This is a genomic window from Lentzea kentuckyensis (assembly GCF_002150765.1).
GTDB classification, from domain to species: Bacteria; Actinomycetota; Actinomycetes; order Mycobacteriales; family Pseudonocardiaceae; genus Lentzea; species Lentzea kentuckyensis.
Window position 1 is genome coordinate 112,219 of the sequence record NZ_MUYM01000036.1, and the last position, 16,936, is coordinate 129,154.

At 68.0% G+C, this 16,936-nt stretch carries 6 protein-coding genes; 2 read left to right on the forward strand and 4 right to left on the reverse strand.

All coding sequences use genetic code 11. From position 1 onward, the window contains the following. Positions 1 to 434: 434 nt before the first annotated feature. Genes B0F77_RS18935 through B0F77_RS47950 form a run of 3 tightly spaced genes read right to left on the reverse strand, consistent with a single transcriptional unit; the run spans position 435 to position 12,803 of the window. Positions 435 to 9,467 (reverse strand): hypothetical protein, encoded by a 9,033-nt coding sequence (locus B0F77_RS18935; RefSeq protein ID WP_086664239.1) that lies wholly within the window; start codon positions 9,465 to 9,467, stop codon positions 435 to 437. Further along, a complete protein-coding gene (locus B0F77_RS18940) occupies positions 9,460 to 11,553 on the reverse strand; it encodes a caspase family protein (RefSeq protein WP_158102753.1) in 2,094 nt (697 codons plus the stop codon). The genes B0F77_RS18935 and B0F77_RS18940 overlap by 8 nt, the downstream gene beginning before the upstream one ends. Then, positions 11,550 to 12,803 (reverse strand): lipase family protein, encoded by a 1,254-nt coding sequence (locus tag B0F77_RS47950; RefSeq protein ID WP_158102754.1) that lies wholly within the window; start codon positions 12,801 to 12,803, stop codon positions 11,550 to 11,552. Before B0F77_RS47950 ends, B0F77_RS18940 begins: the two co-directional genes overlap by 4 nt. A gap of 256 nt (positions 12,804 to 13,059) precedes the next feature. On the opposite strand from B0F77_RS47950, the gene B0F77_RS18945 reads away from it, so the two are divergent. After that, a complete protein-coding gene (locus B0F77_RS18945; RefSeq protein ID WP_086664241.1) occupies positions 13,060 to 13,512 on the forward strand; it encodes a hypothetical protein in 453 nt (150 codons plus the stop codon). Here the strand turns inward: B0F77_RS18945 and B0F77_RS49055 are convergent. Further along, positions 13,484 to 14,140, reverse strand: a complete 657-nt coding sequence (locus B0F77_RS49055) for an integrase core domain-containing protein (protein ID WP_245848390.1) — start codon at positions 14,138 to 14,140, stop codon at positions 13,484 to 13,486. The two genes, B0F77_RS18945 and B0F77_RS49055, sit on opposite strands and share 29 nt — an antisense overlap. An 860-nt stretch (positions 14,141 to 15,000) precedes the next feature. Here B0F77_RS49055 and B0F77_RS18955 point away from each other — a divergent pair. Then, positions 15,001 to 16,935: an ATP-dependent nuclease gene (locus B0F77_RS18955; RefSeq protein WP_086664242.1), complete on the forward strand. Its 1,935-nt coding sequence runs from the start codon at positions 15,001 to 15,003 to the stop codon at positions 16,933 to 16,935. The last annotated feature ends 1 nt before the right edge of the window (position 16,936 follow it).

Here is a 16,936-nt window from a genome sequence, read left to right on the forward strand (position 1 = left end):
CGGCAACCACCTCGCAAGCGTGTCAGAGATCAGGACGGGGAACAGTCAGGCGACCTCACGCTGGTACAGCGAGCTGACGTTGCCGTCCGGGACTCCGGAACCATTTGATCAGCCAGGACCAGCGGCCGGTCGCGGACGGCCGGCTTAAGGACAGTGGACGCACGTGGTTGCGCTTGGCGGGCAGTTGTCCGGGACCAGAAGCGCCGGTCGTGGCACTCCCCCACGACCGGCGACGTCATGCCACCAGCTCCACACGGCCAAGACGTACATCCCGGCACGCACACATCTCCACGGCCCGGAACGCGCGCCAAGCTGACGGGACGGCGCCCTCGGGCCGCACTCGCTGAGCACATCGCGCTGCGGATCCCGCCGGGCACGGGGAGGACCAGGTGGTGCCTGAACGGCCCGCGAATCGGCCAGGCACCACGACGGCGCTACGAAGGGTCTCGACGCAGCGCGGCGATCGTCTGGTTCAGCACGTTGACATCGTCGCCAGACCGGTGCTGCGAGCGCATCAGGGTGTCGCGGACAAACATCGGCGGCTTCGCCACCAACAGGTCGAGCATGTCCCGCAACCGCGTCCGTTGAACGGGCAGCAGCCGCCGTTGAGCAGGTTTCCCGGCGGTGGGGTGAGAGGCCAGCGCACGAGCCAGTCCACTCAGGACACCGAGCTCCCGGCTCAGCTCGGCGATCTCGTCGTAGTTCACCGGTAGCCCAACGGCCGCGGTCAGCGACCCGCTCACCGCGTTCAGGTGTTCTCCGGACCGCACGGCCGTCCTGGCGCGGATGCCCTGGTCGATCGCCTGGATCTCGTTCCGCTGGGCAACCGAGATCTCCGCGGCGAGCGTCATCCAGTCCAGGCGCAACCAGAGGTTGTCGAACGGGACCGCAGGCTGTCTCGCGAGCCACCTGGTCAGGATCGGCTCCACGTGCCGTGACCTCGTCGCGCGCAGACCGAGGTGCCGGCACAGCCGCACCGCCAGGTCCCGGCAGGACTCCGCACCGTCAAACTCGTTCTTTCCCAACGCATCTGCGGCCAGGACCGCGGCCAGCAGCGGGACCGCGTCCAAGGTCGCTTCGTCGGTCTGATGCAGCGCGTTCCGTCCGTGGACCTCCAGCCAGGCCAGCATCGCCGTCCGCAGGCGCTCCTGGTCGTTCTCGCGCACCGCCTCCAGGAGTTCCTGGTGGGTGCCGTCGTCCCCGGTGTACCACGGCGGTAGCGTGATCGGCCTGGGCTCGAACATCCACGACGGCAGGTCGACCGGGACCGTGCGGTTGCCCGGCGCCGTCACCACCACGCTGAGCACGTCGTTCTCCTTGCGCACCTGGTCGACCTCGCACCTGAGGACGTCACCGATCTCCGGCGGTTCCCCGTCGGCGGGGAGGTCGAGCCGCAGCAGCATGTCGGACATGTAGAGACGCGCGAGGAACCGGACGTTCTTGTCCGTCAAAGGGGTGCAGTCGGACGTGACGACCTCGACCTGAACGGCCGCTCCGGCATGGATGTTGCGCACGCGCTGCTCGTTGACCGCACGCCCCACCAGCGTGACCGTGCCGCTGGGCAGGATTCGCGCGGTCACGTCGCCCTTCACCCCGACCACGTGCTGCTCGATCTCCTCGTTCGCCAGCTCCGTCCAGCCGATGGCGTACCGGGGCAACCACCGCGGCCGGCAGTGGTTCCGGTCCCAGCACAGGACTCCGCGCTGGCCGTTCTCGTCGATCAGGGCAAGCGGTCGGAGCAACGTCTCGTTCTGGCCGGGCCCCGCTGCCTCGTTCGGATACCCGAACCCGAGCCTGCCCTTCGCGTCCGCGTGGCACCACAACAGTTCCTGGATGTCCCGCAGTCGGGCCACCGAGCTCTCGAACACGGCCGTCGGCAGCCCGGGAACGAGATCGGTCACGCGGCACCGCGCCAGCCGCGCGCCGCGCCGCAGCAACACATTCTGGCCGTCCAGCATGCCGATCGGCTGCACGGGGACGACCTGACCACGTTCGAGTGGCACGAAATCGCGCTGCAACCGGCGGGAGACGGTGATGGCGTCCCGGGTCCGACCCTCGACCGTCGCCGGCAGCGCACCCCCGCACAACGCCAGCAGGCGCTCCCGGCCGGGTCGGTCGCTCAGCGCCTCGCGCATCCACCTCGCCCAGCTCCGCTCGGCGAGCCGCACCTCGATTCCCGGTGCTCCGACGACCTCCAGCTCACCGTCGTTCTCCACGAGGAGAACGACGTCGTGGCGCTCGATCTGCGGCCTGTCCCCTGCCAGGGCGAGGCAGTTCGTGTCGTCCAGCCACACCGTTCCCGTCGGCGGTGCGGCGCCGGGGTCGAGCGCGTGGTCCAGGTACCAGCACCCCTGTCCCAGCCGCACGGTCCCGGTCTCGACGTTGACGTCGGCCACGGGCAACAGGGCCCGCTTGCCCAAGGCCGCCCGCAGGCCGGGACGCCAGCCGCGCAGCTCGACGGACGCGATCTCGGTGGCGCTCGCGACCTTGGCCGAGAGGATCAGCCGGTCGCCCGGTGCAAGGTGCTCCCAGGCGAAGCCCTCGAGCGGCACCCTGCTGTTCCCCACCCGCGTGGTCAGCATGCCCTCGACCAGGTGCACGAGCCTGCCGGGTGCCTGCTCCACCCACACGCCGTCGAACTGACGGGAGACGCCGGCGACGGGAACCATCATGTCCGTGCCGCGGCGGGTGAGGTGCTGGATGAACCCCGCGGCGGGGTAGCCGAACGACACGAGCTCGTCCTGGCGGTGCCGCAACGTCCAGCCGCGCGAGAAGAACGCGGGTTCCTCGGTGAGCCTGGCCGGCAGGGGCAGCTGTGTCACCGGCTGCACGACCTGGTCCGGCTGGGCCGGGTCGCGGTGGGTCGTCGTCGTGTCGTGGTAGGTCCAGCCGAGCTTGTTCACCCGCCGCCGGACGGCATCGGCTCCACCATCCAGGTAGGACAGCTGGGACAGCCGGATGCTTCTCCTGGCATCGTTGTCGAGCTCGTGCACCACGGCGGCGCCAGTGCTGTCGAACGACACCGTGCCGACGAGCACCTCGTTCTCCGCCAGCGCCGCCTTCGGACCACCGCCGTCGGCGGGCCGGATCCACGCGATCTTCGGATGAGCGGAGGTGATCAGCCGTCGCTCGGACGAGGTGGCACCGTTCTGCGCGGCCGCGACCGGCAGGACCACCGACGGCAGCCCGGCCACCGAGTAGGCGCCTCTGGCAACCGCCTGCGCGAAAGTGTCGTTCTTCGAGACGGCGCTGTTCATCGGGAGCAGGACGACGGGCCGTCCCGCCGCCGGGAGGTAGGCGCTGTCACCGACCAGCGCCGTCCGCACCGCGACGTGACCGTTCTCGAACGAGAGCCGCACCACCGATCCCGACGGCAGGTCCACAGCGCCGGCGATCTCGTCGGGCCTCAGCCGGAACACGACGTTCGGCTCAACCTCGAACTCGATCCTCAGCCCGTCCTCCCGGCTGCGCTGCCGGGAGACCGTGGCCAGACAAGGCGCGTCGGCGTTGCGCAGCATGCTGATCAGGGCCTTGGGCCGACGGGCCAGCGCGTCCCGGATCTTGCCCTGTGCCGTCGTGCCCCTGATCGAGTCCAGCTTGACGAGGTACACAGATCCGCGGAGGTGCCGGTGCGGTGATCTGCTCTGCAGTTCGGCGCGGTAGATGTCGGACAGCAGCTCGGACCGTGCCGAGAAGTCCCGCTTCTTCACGCTCGCGGTGAGCTGCCTTCCCCTCGACTCGCCCAGCACGTGACCGAGTTCGAGCGAGAGGGCCACGTCGTTGGTCATCGCGTGGATGCCGGTCGCGGTCATGAACACCCGGCTGCCCTTCGGGAGCTGATCCGGCCGGAGGAAGTCGAACAGGACCTCCGACCCGCCACAGGCGACGAAGCTGTCCGAGTCCAAGCTGATCAAAGCGAACATGGCGTTCTTCTGATCCTGGCGGGCGCCGTTCGCCTCACGCCACGCGTCCACGATCAGCTTTTTGGTCCTGTCGCTGATGCGCGCGCGACGCATGCGCACCGTCGTCGACTCCTGGTGGCGCTGGTCCTGACGCCATCGCTGGGGGTCCCTGGTGTGCAGGCGCACGATCCGCAACTGCTCGCCGCCTGTCTCCGGCTCGACCTCCGCGAGGTGAACGGTGCCCTGCCTGGCCTCGTTGTACATCCACGAGTGCCAGCCCCACTCCAGGTGCTGCGCGGAGATGTCCATCCGGTACCGCCCGGACCTGGACACCTTGACCTCGACCTCGGACACGACGTCGCCGTGGAACAGGACGCTCGACCGGGCGGTCAGCCGGGCACCGTCGATCGTGAGGTCGCCGTCGGCGACCTGCACGACCTTGCCGTAGCCCCATTCGAACCGGTGAACCACGGCACCGCTCGAACTGGTCCTGCGGTCCACGTAGCGCAGCAACGTCCGCAGCTCGCTGCGGACACCGAGCACCAGGCCCTGCCGTTCGAACTCGGTCACGAACCGCTCGAGCGGTACCGGCGGCACATCGCGATAGCTGGCCCGCTGGTCGCCCTCCTCACCGACCAGGACCACCCAGGCGGGCGCGTCGTACTTGAAGTCCACCCACGGGCGCTCCCCCTCTCGAAGCGGGACCCTCGACACCGGCTGGTGGCCGACCGGCACCTGCCACGGCTCCTTGAGCCGGACCGCGCTGCCCTCCACCGACGCGTTCAGGGGTAGCCGGGGACCAGCGAGGTACTTGCGGTAGCCGGCGAGCGGATCCGCGTCGGCCGGACGTTGCTGCTCACGCCTGCCCCTGGCCTCGTCCAAGGTGAACAGACGCTGGATCTCCACGAGACCTGCGCCGAACCGCGTGATGCGGACCGTGACGCCGGTAGCCCGCGCGTTCCTGGTCGGGTTGAGCTGCCGCGTCTCACCCGCGAGCAGCGCGGGACGGCCGTTGACCTGGGCGACGACGACGACCCGCTGGTACTCGCCCTCGAAGGTGCGCGTGGGTTCGACCACTCCGCCGTGCAGTTCGAAGCGGGCCTGGCCCGCGCGCCACCCGCTGAGGTGCTCGACCTCGGCGCCGGCCTCGGCTGGCACGAGGTGCACGACCGGTTCCGTCCTCGACTGCAGGAGCATCGTGGGACGGCCACGCCACGGGATGATGCCGAGCGGCAGCGTCCTGTTGTCCGGTGTGGATTCGTCCCGGAATTCCCACAAGGCACGCACCCGCACGAAACGGGTCGTCGCGGTGAACACCCAGCCATTGTTGGTGAGCACGGCCGACACGAGCGAGCCGACCTTCACCGGCGGATGTTCGAAGGCGGTGTGCGGCACGTCCGCGGCGAAGATCGCGTCCTGGGCCTCGAAGCACACGGCGTACTGGTCGAGCCCATCGTCCTGCCGCTCCCGGGGGACAGATATGACGAGACCCTTCATGGTCCTGGCGCGCACCAGGAAGTCCTCGGCCACCGTGTGGTCGTTCGAGTTCACGCCCCTCAGGAACTCCCTGCCGGATAACGGAACGATCTCGCCGGTGGTCCTGCGCGCACGCCTCAGCCCGATGTTCGTCACCACGACGACCCGCCCGCGGACCAGGCCGTCCTGGCGCCAGTCCTGCGTGATGGGCTCGCAGGTCAGCGACTCCGCCTCCACGTCGACGGGAAGGCCTTCCTCGGTGTAGCCGCGCACCACCCCGTGCAACGCGCCGACGGCGGTCGCACGCAGCCGCAACCTGTCGCGTTCCTCCAGATCGACGATCCTCCGGAACTCCCCGACGGTCCGGCGCGGCCTGAGCTCGTGCGTCTGCGCCTTGTCGCCGACGACCTGACCGGACCGCTGCTCGTGGTCCTCCCACGTCCGCACCGTGAACCACGTACCGCGGTTGGCCGCGCCCAGGAGTCCGTTGACCACGACACGCGGCATGTCCGCGGTGTCCGACTCGGCGACCCACGAGCCGTCCGGGCGGCGTGCCGCCCAGTACTGGTCGCCCGCGGTGAAGTGGTTGCGCCACCGTGCGTTGCGCGTGCAGACCAGCCGGCCGCTCGCCGGATCGGGCGCCAACCGGAGCCTCGGGCGCCCGTCGAAGAGGTCCACCGCGGCGTGCACCACGAGACCGAGCGGCCCGTGCTCGGCCACCGCCTCGCGCAGTGTTGCCTCGTCGTCGCGGGACCAGGCGGCGAACGGGATGACGAACGCCCTGCCCGGCTTGGTGCAGCAACGAACGGCCGCCTCGTGGAGCAGGTCGTCGACGAGCACCAACCGCACCGGCTGGTCGGCCGTCGCGTCGATCGCGTCCGTGGCGAGCAGTTCGGGCATGCCCCAGTCGACCGGCAGCCAGATGGTCCCGTCCCACCGGGCGACCGTGTGCACCACGCCGTGGTCCCACTCGGTGAACGACCGCAGCACGTCGGGATCCCAGCGCTGGAGCGCCGCGGTGCCGGCCCGTTTGACGTCCCAGGGAGTGCTGTCCGCGACGTGACCCGCGGACAGGGTGACGCGCAACCTCCAGTGACCGTCGGCGCCGCGGTCGGCGGTCACCTCGGCGCTCCGCACGTCGCCAGTCCTCGCCTCGCCGTCCAGCCGGGTCAGCCGACCGTCCACCCGGAACGGCGGGTGCATCGCCTTCACCAGGGGAACGGCGACCTGGTCGCCGACCTCCAGCGGCTGGTCACCGGTCCAGGTGGTGTGCACCGGTTCGCGGAGTCCGCAGTTGACCCACACCGACGTGCCGTCCACGCCGGAGACGACCCCGTACACGGGGGTCCTGCTGCCGGTGAGCCTGCGAACGACCTCGCCGTTGGGCACGGTGTGCGGATCGAGCAGCCCCTTCGGCTTCTTTGGCGCGCGGACAGCGTAGAACTGCGCCGAGTCGTGCACCCGGTCGACCGTAACCCCGACCAGTCTGCGGGCGTCGACGTTCTCCTTCTGCTGCCCGATGCTGAGCGGGACGTTGCGCACCACCAGTTCCCTGGCTCGGTGGGCGTCCAGCCAGAGGTCGGGAATGGCGTCGCTGACTCGCCTCTGGTCGGCGCCTTCGGCGTTGATGTCCCTGGTCGACACGACGAACGTCTGCAGCAGCCGGTCCAGCAGTGCGTCAAGCTTCTGCTGGTTGACGACGATCCACGGCGACTGCCCGAAGTTCCGCATCGCCTTGACCGAAGCGCGGTGGTAGATCCCGCGGAGAAGGCGCATGCGCAGCACCTGGGTGAGCTGTTCCGGCAGCACGCTCCCTGTCGACAGGTGGTCGAACAGCATCCACCTGTCGGTCGGCGTGCCCAGGCCGAACTCCAGCTCGATGTCGATCACTTCCTCAAGCACCCTGCGCTGCGTGTCCTCGCCTCTCAGTCGGCAGGCGAGGAGGTCGATCATGCGCATGCGCGCGACCCTGGAGAGCTCCCTCACCTCCTTGACCGAAGCGTGTGCCTGCCGCCATTCCTCCGCCCACGCCTCCACCTCCGGCCAGTTCTGGGCTTCGGGGTCCCCGAACACGGCCAGCAGCCGCTCGGTGGTGAGCGCCCGCAGCACGGCAGGCGCCTTGTGGCGCAAGGGGGAACCGGACATCCCGAGCCACTCGGGGGCACCGGCCCAGCTCGTCGCGATGGCATGCCACACGCTCTGGACCTCTTCCGGCGTGGAACTCTCGTGCCACGAGCGCAGCTCGGCGCGGGCCATCGCCTCGCTGCCGAGGTACGCCCGCAACACGGCAGCCGGCCTCGACGCAGGACCCACTCTCGTCCTGTTGAGCGCGAGACAGTGGTCCATCGCCCACTCGGCCAGCGTTTTGCCGCCGGCTTCTCCCACCGGCGCCCGCCACCGGCCCACCAGGGAGTCGGTGTCGCCGGGCACAGCTCCCGACATCGCGGCGACCACCCAGTTGACCAGCACCGCGGCCGCGGGAACGCCACGCAGCAACGCCTCCTGCCTGGCCAGCTGTTCCGGCTTCTCCTCCGGCGCCGCGAAGTCGACGAACCACTTCGGTTCCACCGCCCGATAGCTGCCCCGGCCGGCGAGGTCGCTGGCGCTCTTGGCGTGCACGGCGAGCGCGGCGAGCGGTGCGGCCATCGACGGCGGGTTGTCGCTCTCGTTCCCGTGCAGCAGGTTGGTCAGGTACTGCTTGTGCGGCAGGTCCAGCATCACGTCGGCACCGTGCAAGACGAGCGCGACGAGCCGGTCACGTGCCGTGGCAGGAAGCTCCGACGTTCGCAGCAACCGCAGCGCCACAATCACCGATGTGAACAGGCGCAGCAGCACCAGGCCGTCCTTGCCGCGCGGGAACCACGGCGTTCCCGGCGGTGCACCCGACGGCGTGCGGCGGTTCAGCCAGGGCGACAGGGTCAGCACGGCGAACCTGGTCAGCAGGCGCAACCTGCCGGAGTTGACCTGGATGTCGGGCGACGCGGCACGGCTGTACCCGCGCAGCCCTCCGAGGTCCTCCAGCTCCCGGCGCCACGCCCGGAGTGAGGCCACGGATGCGCTCACGCCCACCTTGCCGCTGACCGGGTGGTGTTCCGGGATCCAGCACTCGGCGATCAGCTCGGCCGCCCCCAGGTGGTCGATCTCCACCACTAGTTCCCACAACACCGCGTGCCACAGCACCGACGAGACGGCCTGCGCCGGGCCGCTCTCGATGCCGAGCCGTTCCACCGCCTCCGCGACGCGTTGCCGAGGCCAGGCACCGGCGCGCAGCCCGCGCAGGACCTCCAGCGCGACGATCTCGTGCTTGATCGCGGCCGTGGCGTCCGCTGCCGGTGCGTCGGGTCCCGGCGAACCCGGCGACCCGAACACCAGGCGTGCCTTGGCCGACAACAGGTCTGGTTCGTACGGCAGCACGCCCACGTCGGGCGCGGAGAGCCTGCCGAGCAGCTCGCCCAGGCCCAGCAACAAGTCTCCGGTGAAGGCGATGATGCCGACCGCCAGTACGAACGCCCGCCGACCGAACCTGCCGTCGACCGCCCTGCGCACCAGGCCGCGAAGTTCGTCGCGGGAGCAGAAGGCGTCCACGGAGTTCGGTGCCTGCCGCAGCGCCGGCAACGCGGCGGACAACAGCAGGATCTCCGCCGTGAACTCCTCGGTGTCGAGGTACGGCCGGTCCGACGGAGCCTGTGCCGAACGGCCGAGGCAGGCCCCGGCCGCTGTCGCGAGGTGGGCCACCACGTCCTCGCCGGGAGACCGGGTGAAGAGCGCCTCGACGGCCTGGCCACCCGCCACCCGGATCGTGCGGTCGACGGCTTCGAGGGCGTGCTCGACCTCGCGTCTGGCGGCCGCCACCACCTCCGGCCGTTGTTCGCCGGACCTGGCGTCGCCCGCGCCGAGACCCGCTTCGATCACGGGCAGGAGCGCGTACCGCCTGATCGCCGGCTGGAGGGTGGCGAGCTCCTCGAACGAGGCGATCTGGAGCGGTAGCTCCGCGGCTGTGGAACGCAGGCAGTCGAGGATGTCCAGAAAGACGTGGGTGGTGTGGGGGTCGGCCCCGATCCTGGAACAGAAGTACCAGTCCTCAATCACGGTGCGTTCCTTCTTCTCTCATCGCCACGTACCGCAACACCCGGCGGAACTTCTCGACGTCCTCGGCCCGCACGGGCTCCAGCTCGGCCTCCTGGCCGAGCACCCCGGCCAGATGGCTCGGCAGGTGCCGCAGCAACTCCAGGGTGGCGAGATCGACAGGCGCCGAAGCGATCGCCGCCCAAAGCCCCTCCGTCCGCCACGTTCGCAACGGCACCTCGACCGGTGCGAGCTCGACGGCAGTGTTCGCCCGCCGCGCGGACACCACCACGTCCCAGCCGAGACCCGGCAGGTCCGCCGTCGTGACCGAGGCGTTCTCGGTCTTCTTCACCAGCTCCTTGACGGCCTCCGAAGCGTTGCCCGCCGACCAACGCCTGGCGGTCTCGATCTTCTTCGCCCGCAGATGCGCGAGGCACATCGCGTCGCCGAACCAGGTCTCGCGCGGCCCTGGCACCGCGTCGGACGGGACGTCGCCGCCCGTGGCTTCGAGCCACACGTCAAAGTCGTCGTCGTACCTGGCGGCGACCTTCGCGGCCGCCGCCCACGCGGGCCTCGCGCCAAGCACGGCGCACGCCCGCAGCAACGGCCTGTACCATTGCGGAGCAAGATCCCTTACCGCGCAGAGCAAACCCACAGCGGCGGGTTCGTCTACCCCGGACAGTTCCACGGGCTCGCCGGAAAGCCAGGGGATGCGCTGGAGGCCTCGTGACTCCGCCTGTCGCCCCAGGTGTTCCACGACCTCGTCCAGCGGCGGCAGCGCGCACGGTCCATCGGCGACTCCCACTCGGTTGCGCGCGTAGCAGGGCCAGGTGTCGCCGGACCTTCCGAGGGCGTCCGCCGTCTGCCGTGCGGCCAGCAACGCATCGACGGGCGCGTCCGCGACCACCTGCACGACGACGTCGACCTGCGGCGCGGTCTGCTGGAGGCGGCTGACCCACACCTGGACAGCGTTGTCGGCGACGCCGTCGACCCGCACCTCGCCCGAGCACACCTGGGAGAGGACGATCGCAGGCCGCTCGCCTTCCTCCGTCTGGAGCAGAACCTGCAGGTCGGCAGGAATCCGCTCGTGCGCCATGAAATGCCGCCACCGCCGCCGTGGAGTAAGACCAAGCCCGCCGTCGCTCTGGACCAGGTCCTCGACCTCCGACAGCTCCCCGACGAGATACGCGTCGCCGAAGTCCGCGAGCACCGCCCGGATCCGGCCGCGGTCGAGGCCCCACGCAACGTCCAGGTGGATTCGAGCGGGAGGTTCACCACCCGTAGTGGCGTATGCGACAAGTCCGTACTTCTTGCGTTCGGGAGGTTCAGCATGCCCGCCCAGCCGGACCTGACGTGGTCCGCTCGCCGAGAGCGCTTTCAACACTGCGGGTGTGGGAAACTGTTCTGGACGACGTTCAGCCAGACCGATGACCTCGTTGACAAGCCTGTCCGCGTCCGGTGCGTACGCGAACTCGCCACCTTGCTCGAAAAGCCAGTCGATAAGCAGCTTGGAGAATTCCCCGCCGCCTTTCAAGCTGTCGTGCTTGGCGGGTTCACCTTCAGCACACGCCCAGAGGGTTGTCTGCTCCACTCCCTCTTTGCGGTGGCGTTTGGCAGGGAAGATCCGAGTCGGCTCTTCCAACTCGAGAGCGTTCCACAGCCGACAAGCATCGACCAGGAAAATCTGCCGCCAAAATCCGGCCACAGCATCGCTTGCGAATCCAGTCTTGAGCGATTCCAGGGAGACGTTGCTCAGCAGATCGGGAGTCGCGGAGGAGAGAGCGAGCCTCGTGCCGTCCAGCTCATAGCCGTGACCACACCAATAGACCCAAAGAACGTCCCTGCTACTCCTCTGCGGGAAGCGTCTGATAGCCTCCTTGAATTCGGCGTTCGACTTCGGAACGCCTGCAACAGTAATCTCCGTGCCGCGCATCTCCTGTTGCGGGGAGAGGAGCAACTGGATATTCTCTCCGGGAACTCTGCATTTGAGCAACCAGTTGGCGAACCTGATCGCGTCCTGGTCCAACCCAGCGCGGTCCGCATTTTTCCAATCCGGGTACTTGGCGACACCCACGACCAGGGCGTACACGTTCTCCGGTCCGGTGGTCACGGTTCCGTCCCGCCGTTGATCACCCCGGCCAGCGAGTCGTAGAACCTCTTGTTGTCGAAGTAGGCACTGTGGGCGGTGGGCATGCCCTCCTCGTTGTCGACCTCGACGTCCACGGCCCAGCCGGGGAAGATCGGCGCCGCCAGATAGGACAGCACGTCCTTGCGGTCGTAGTAGTTGAACCACGGCGGCAGGCCGGCGGGCAGGTCGGCGCCCACCGCCAGGCCGGGCAGGGCGTCCAGCTCGAACAGCAGCGGTCCTTGCGAACCGACGGTCACGAGCGTTCGCACCGCGGGGAGCGAATCCATGAGCATGAGGTCGAGGCTCGCGATTCCGCCCAGGCTGTGGCCGACCAGCACCACGTCGTCATCCGCCGCCTCGACCACGCCGGCGATCGCCGCGCGCAGGTCATCACCGCGGGTCAGGTAGCGGACGATGTCGCCCATCGCCGGCTGCGCGCCGTCGGTGAACGGGACGCGCCACCGTTCCGCCGCCCAGCCGCCCAGCCGCTTCGCCACTCTGGCGCCGAAGTCGGCGACGTCGTCCCAGACGCCCAGTTGGCCGCCGCCCAGGCCGTGCTGCACCAACTCGACAAACCTCTTTCTGGTGTCGCCGTGCAACGGCAGGACGGCGTGCTCACGCAGGAGCACCTCTCGGCAGGTCGCCGCGACGATCGCTCTCGCGAGCATGGTGCGCACCTTTTCCTGACCGGCCGGCTCGACGGCCTGGCGAATCGCCTGGCTCACAACCGGTGACTCGCAGATCTGACGCACGGCCGAAGCGAACGGCGTTTCCAGATCACGAGCGGCGAGTTCGGCGGCGAGATCGCCGGTTCCGGGCAGCTGCGCCAACCGGTCACGCAGAACCTCAGCGAATCCGCGAACGCCGGGCAGCGGCGGGGCCACCGGTTGCCGCGAGGTGGTAACCGCCGCCAGAAAACGGAGGTCGTGCAACGGGTCGGCGTCCAAAACCGTCCACTTCGCCGTCTTCAGGTCTTCCGTGAAGTCCAGCCCCGCGGGAGCAGAGGACGCCTTGCCATCGTAATCGGGAATGCTAGCACCGCCAAACGCAAGGCTCGTTCCGAGGAACTCGCCCCAGCCGCACGGCATGACGACGAGCTGCGCCACCCGCGTGCACATCCGCTCCTGAAAGATCTCGAACATGCGCGAATAGCGGTCTTCACGAACGCCGGTTCCATGAACGAAAACAACCGTGGTCATGCAGGCGTCCGATCTACTCCGAAACTGCGCCAATTCTCTGGGGGTTAATCAGAACGGCACCACTCTGCGTTACCAGCACCCGAAGCAACGCCGAAGGTTCACTCAATCGGCCCAGCAAGTCGATCTGGCGTGGAAATACGCGCCCTCTCCCGCCGGACGTTCGCTCCGATGCCCGCGCCGATGCCTCTCTGTCAGCCGCGAGCCGGATCATGGTCGGGATTCCTGTTCCCAAGTATGTAACCCAGTCGTCGGTTCACACGATGAGAGGACCGCGAGCGGAGGACAGCTGATGACAAAGAAGAGACTCGGCCTGGTTGCCCGTACGGCGACACTGCTGTTGACAGCGGGTTTCCTGTACATGCTGCTTAAGCCTGGTCCTGACATCATGAGCGCGCCTTCGTCGAACGGTCAGCAGACATCCAGCTCAGCACCGACTTCTCGCCGTTCCGAGGTCGAAGAGGTCGCCGAGGCGTTACGCCGGCTCGTCGACGCGCCGGACTCAGTGATCGCCGCGTCCAGCCGCGGCGAGGTCCAGGACAAGGCCCGCGTCGCGGTGCCTGCCGGCTCGACGGTGCAAGTGGACGAGGGGACGTGGGCGCCCGACGGCGCGCGTGGGGGAATCATCGTGGTCACGCTCCAACCGCCTGGGCAGCAAGAGGGCACCTACGCCGCTGTCATGGTGTTGTGCGTGCCGAAAACCTCATCCATGCAGGTTAAGCGGCATAGTGATACTCGTGGATGACTCCGCCGAGACGGTCCTGTCGATCTACGTTGAGGTGTTCGATCTGGCCTGGCTCAAGAGGCTGGGGCCGGGCTCGTAGGGGTGCTGCCGCGGCGAGTGATCGGTGGGTTCGGTGCTCGTTGTAGTACCGCTCGTACTCGCGCAGCGCGTGTTGTAGGTGGGTGTGGTTCCAGATCAGTGTCCGGTCCAGCAGTTCGGCGCGAAGCGTCTTCACCCAGCGTTCGACGATGGAGTTCATGCGAGGCACCCGGACGCCGGTCAGGATCGTCGCGATCCCCGCGGTGCCGAGGATCTCGTCGATCACTGCCGGGTACTTGCCGTCGCGGTCGCGAATAAGGAACCTGATCCGCGCGACGTATCCGGTGTCCTCGAGGTCCATGAGCAGGTTGCGGATGGCCTGGGTGACCCAGGCATGGGTGGGATGTGCGGTGGTGCCGACTATCCATACGCGCCGGCTGGCGTGGTGGATGGCGGCGAGAATGTACTGGCGCTGACCAGTCAGCGTGACCGTTTCAATGAATTCCATCGCCAGGATCGCCTCGGCCTGCGAGCGCAGGAAGTCAGCCCAGGTAACCGTTGTCCGGCGCGGGGCCGGATCGACGCCGGCAGTCTTGAGGATCTCCCACACCGTCGACGCGGCGATCGCGACACCGAGCAGCGCGAGTTCGCCGTGGATGCGTCGATACCCCCACGAGGGGTCTCGGTTGCCAGGCGCAGGACGAGACGGCGGATCGAAGCGACCGTGCGCGGACGCCCAGTCCTACGGTTCACGCTCATGCGGGCATGACGGCGCTTGATCACGTCGCGATGCCACCTCAGCACCGTATTCGGGCTCACCAGGAGCCGGAGCCGGCACAGCGTCGCGCGGGCCAGGGGCGCGAGTAAAGCGGCGAGCAACGCCCTGTCCTCGGGTAGCAATCGTGGGCGCTGAGCCCCGAGTTGCCGGTGCAGGACCGCGAGTTGGTGGCGTAGCGCCGAGGATCTCGACGTCCTTCTCACGGTCGGTCATGCGCAAGAGCCATAGCGCGGCGAAGGCGTGGGAGACGGCGAGGTGGGCGAAGCGGACCAGCACGGCCGCGATCATGCCGGATGACGATCGGCAACTTGCCGATACCGCTGACCTGCACGGACGTACTTCTCGGCACGCACACGGCTGGCGGCCATCACCAAGCACGTGGTGAACCTCGGGCTGCCCACACTGGAGAAGTCTGCACGTGGCGACTAGGAACTTTCGGGGCCACGTGGCGGCGCGAGTGGACATGCGGCGCAATCTGCGCGCGTTTGTCGGTAGCGCGGGTTAGGCTATCGAGCGCTAGTGCAGATGGACCCCGAAGCGTCGCGCAACGGGCGACGCATCGGGTCACATCCTTGAGTCGCGTCAGGAAGATACCCCGAGCACATCTTCGTTACAGACTTTGCCACGAAGGTGTGATGTTTCGCTCGTCTCCCTTGCGTTGCTGCCGGGTCCCGTTCTTGAAGGGACGATCATTGAAGCTGATCAACGCAAAGGTGACCTACTACCGGTCGATCGAGGACTCGGAGGAGTTCGAGATCGAGCCTGACGTGACCTGTCTGGTTGGTAAGAACGAGTCGGGCAAGACGACCGTGTTGCAGGCGCTCTACCGCCTCAACCCCGTGGAACCTGTCGCGCTCGACGAGGTGGTCGACTTCCCCGCCAAGCTCACTCGCCGCCGTCGCGACTGGCGTCCGAGGCAGAAGATCCCAGTAGTCGTGGCCACGTTCCGCTACGACGAGACCGAGATCAAGCTGATCGAGGCGGATCTCGGGCCCGATGCGTTGCACAGCCCGGAGTTCACGGTCACCATCGGCTACCGTAACAAGGGCACGTCTTTCGGTCATCGCTACAACGAGGCCGCGATCGTCAAGCACCTCCGGTCCGGTCTCGACCTGCCATCCGTCGCAGCCGCCAAGATCAACGCAACCAGCACGATCGAGGACCTGCTCAACGCCCTCGACGGGCTCGAGGAACCCCCTGCTGCGGCAACCTCCCTCGCCGAGCGGATCCGGTCATGGCGTGACGAGAGCATCGGGTGCTACCTGATCGACAAGTACGGGTCTCCCTACATGCCGAAGTTCGTCTACTTCGGCGACTACGACGTCATGCCGGGGAAGGTGTCGATCCCCGACCTGATCGCGCGCCGGAAGGCCGGCACGCTGGAACGTGGGGAGGTGGCGTTGGTCAGTCTCCTCGACATGGCCGGCGTCACCCTTGAGGATTTCCAGGTGACGGACCGGCACGAGCGGCTGATCCGGGAGTTGGAGAACTCCGGGAACGTCATCTCCGACGAGGTGTTCGAGTACTGGTCACAGAACACCGACCTCGAGGTCCAGCTTGAGGTTCTGCCGGTTGAAGACGGTGCTCTCGCGCCGCTGGACCAGGGGCCGATCCTGCAGATCCGTGTCCGCAACCAGCGCCATAAGGTGTCGGTGCCCTTCGACGACCGCTCCCGCGGGTTCGTCTGGTTCTTCAGCTTCCTGGCCTACTTCAACAAGTTGGAAGAAGCCGAGGAAAACGACCTCATCCTGCTCCTCGACGAGCCGGGCCTGTCCCTGCACGGGCGCGCCCAGGAGGACCTGCTCTCGCTGATCGACAAGCGGCTGGCACCCAAACACCAGGTCATCTACACCACGCACTCCCCGTTCATGGTGTCCTCCCAGCACCTGCAGCGCGTCCGCACGGTCATCGACAAGGACCAGGTTGGCACCAACGTGTCCTCTGACATCCTCAAGGCAGACGCCGACACCGCCTTCCCGCTGCTCGCCGCGATGGGCATCGAGATGACCCAGACGCTGTTCATCGGCGAGAACACGCTCCTGCTCGAAGGCCCGAGCGACCTGATCTATCTCGACGTCCTCAGCGACGCCGCCGAGTCGGCCGGCCGCACAGGACTCGACAGCCGTTGGGTCAAGACCCCCATCGGCGGCTCGGGAAAGCTGTCGACCTTCGCGACTCTGCTCGGCGCCAACAAGCTCAACGTCGCCGTCCTCATCGATTCCAGCACCAAGGACACCCAGGCCGTCAAGCGGCTCCGCGACAACGACCAGCTCGCCAGCCAGGGTCTGGTCGAGATCCGCGAGTTCACCGGTGCCGGCGATTCCGACGTCGAAGACCTCTTCGAACCGGCGTTCTATCTCGACCTCGTCAACCGCGCTTTCGCGGACGAGCTACCCAACCCGATCACGCTGGCGGATCTCAACACGAACAACCCGCGGATCGTTCGGCAGATCGAGGACCACTTCCGCGAACACAACATCACCAACGGCCGGTTCAACCACTACAAGCCGGCAGCCGTCCTGGTCCGCGAACAGGCCACCTTCATCCCCAAGCTGAGCACGGACGTCCTCGATCGGGCCGAACGCCTGTTCATCCGGCTCAACTCGTTGGTCCGACGCGACAGCTAAC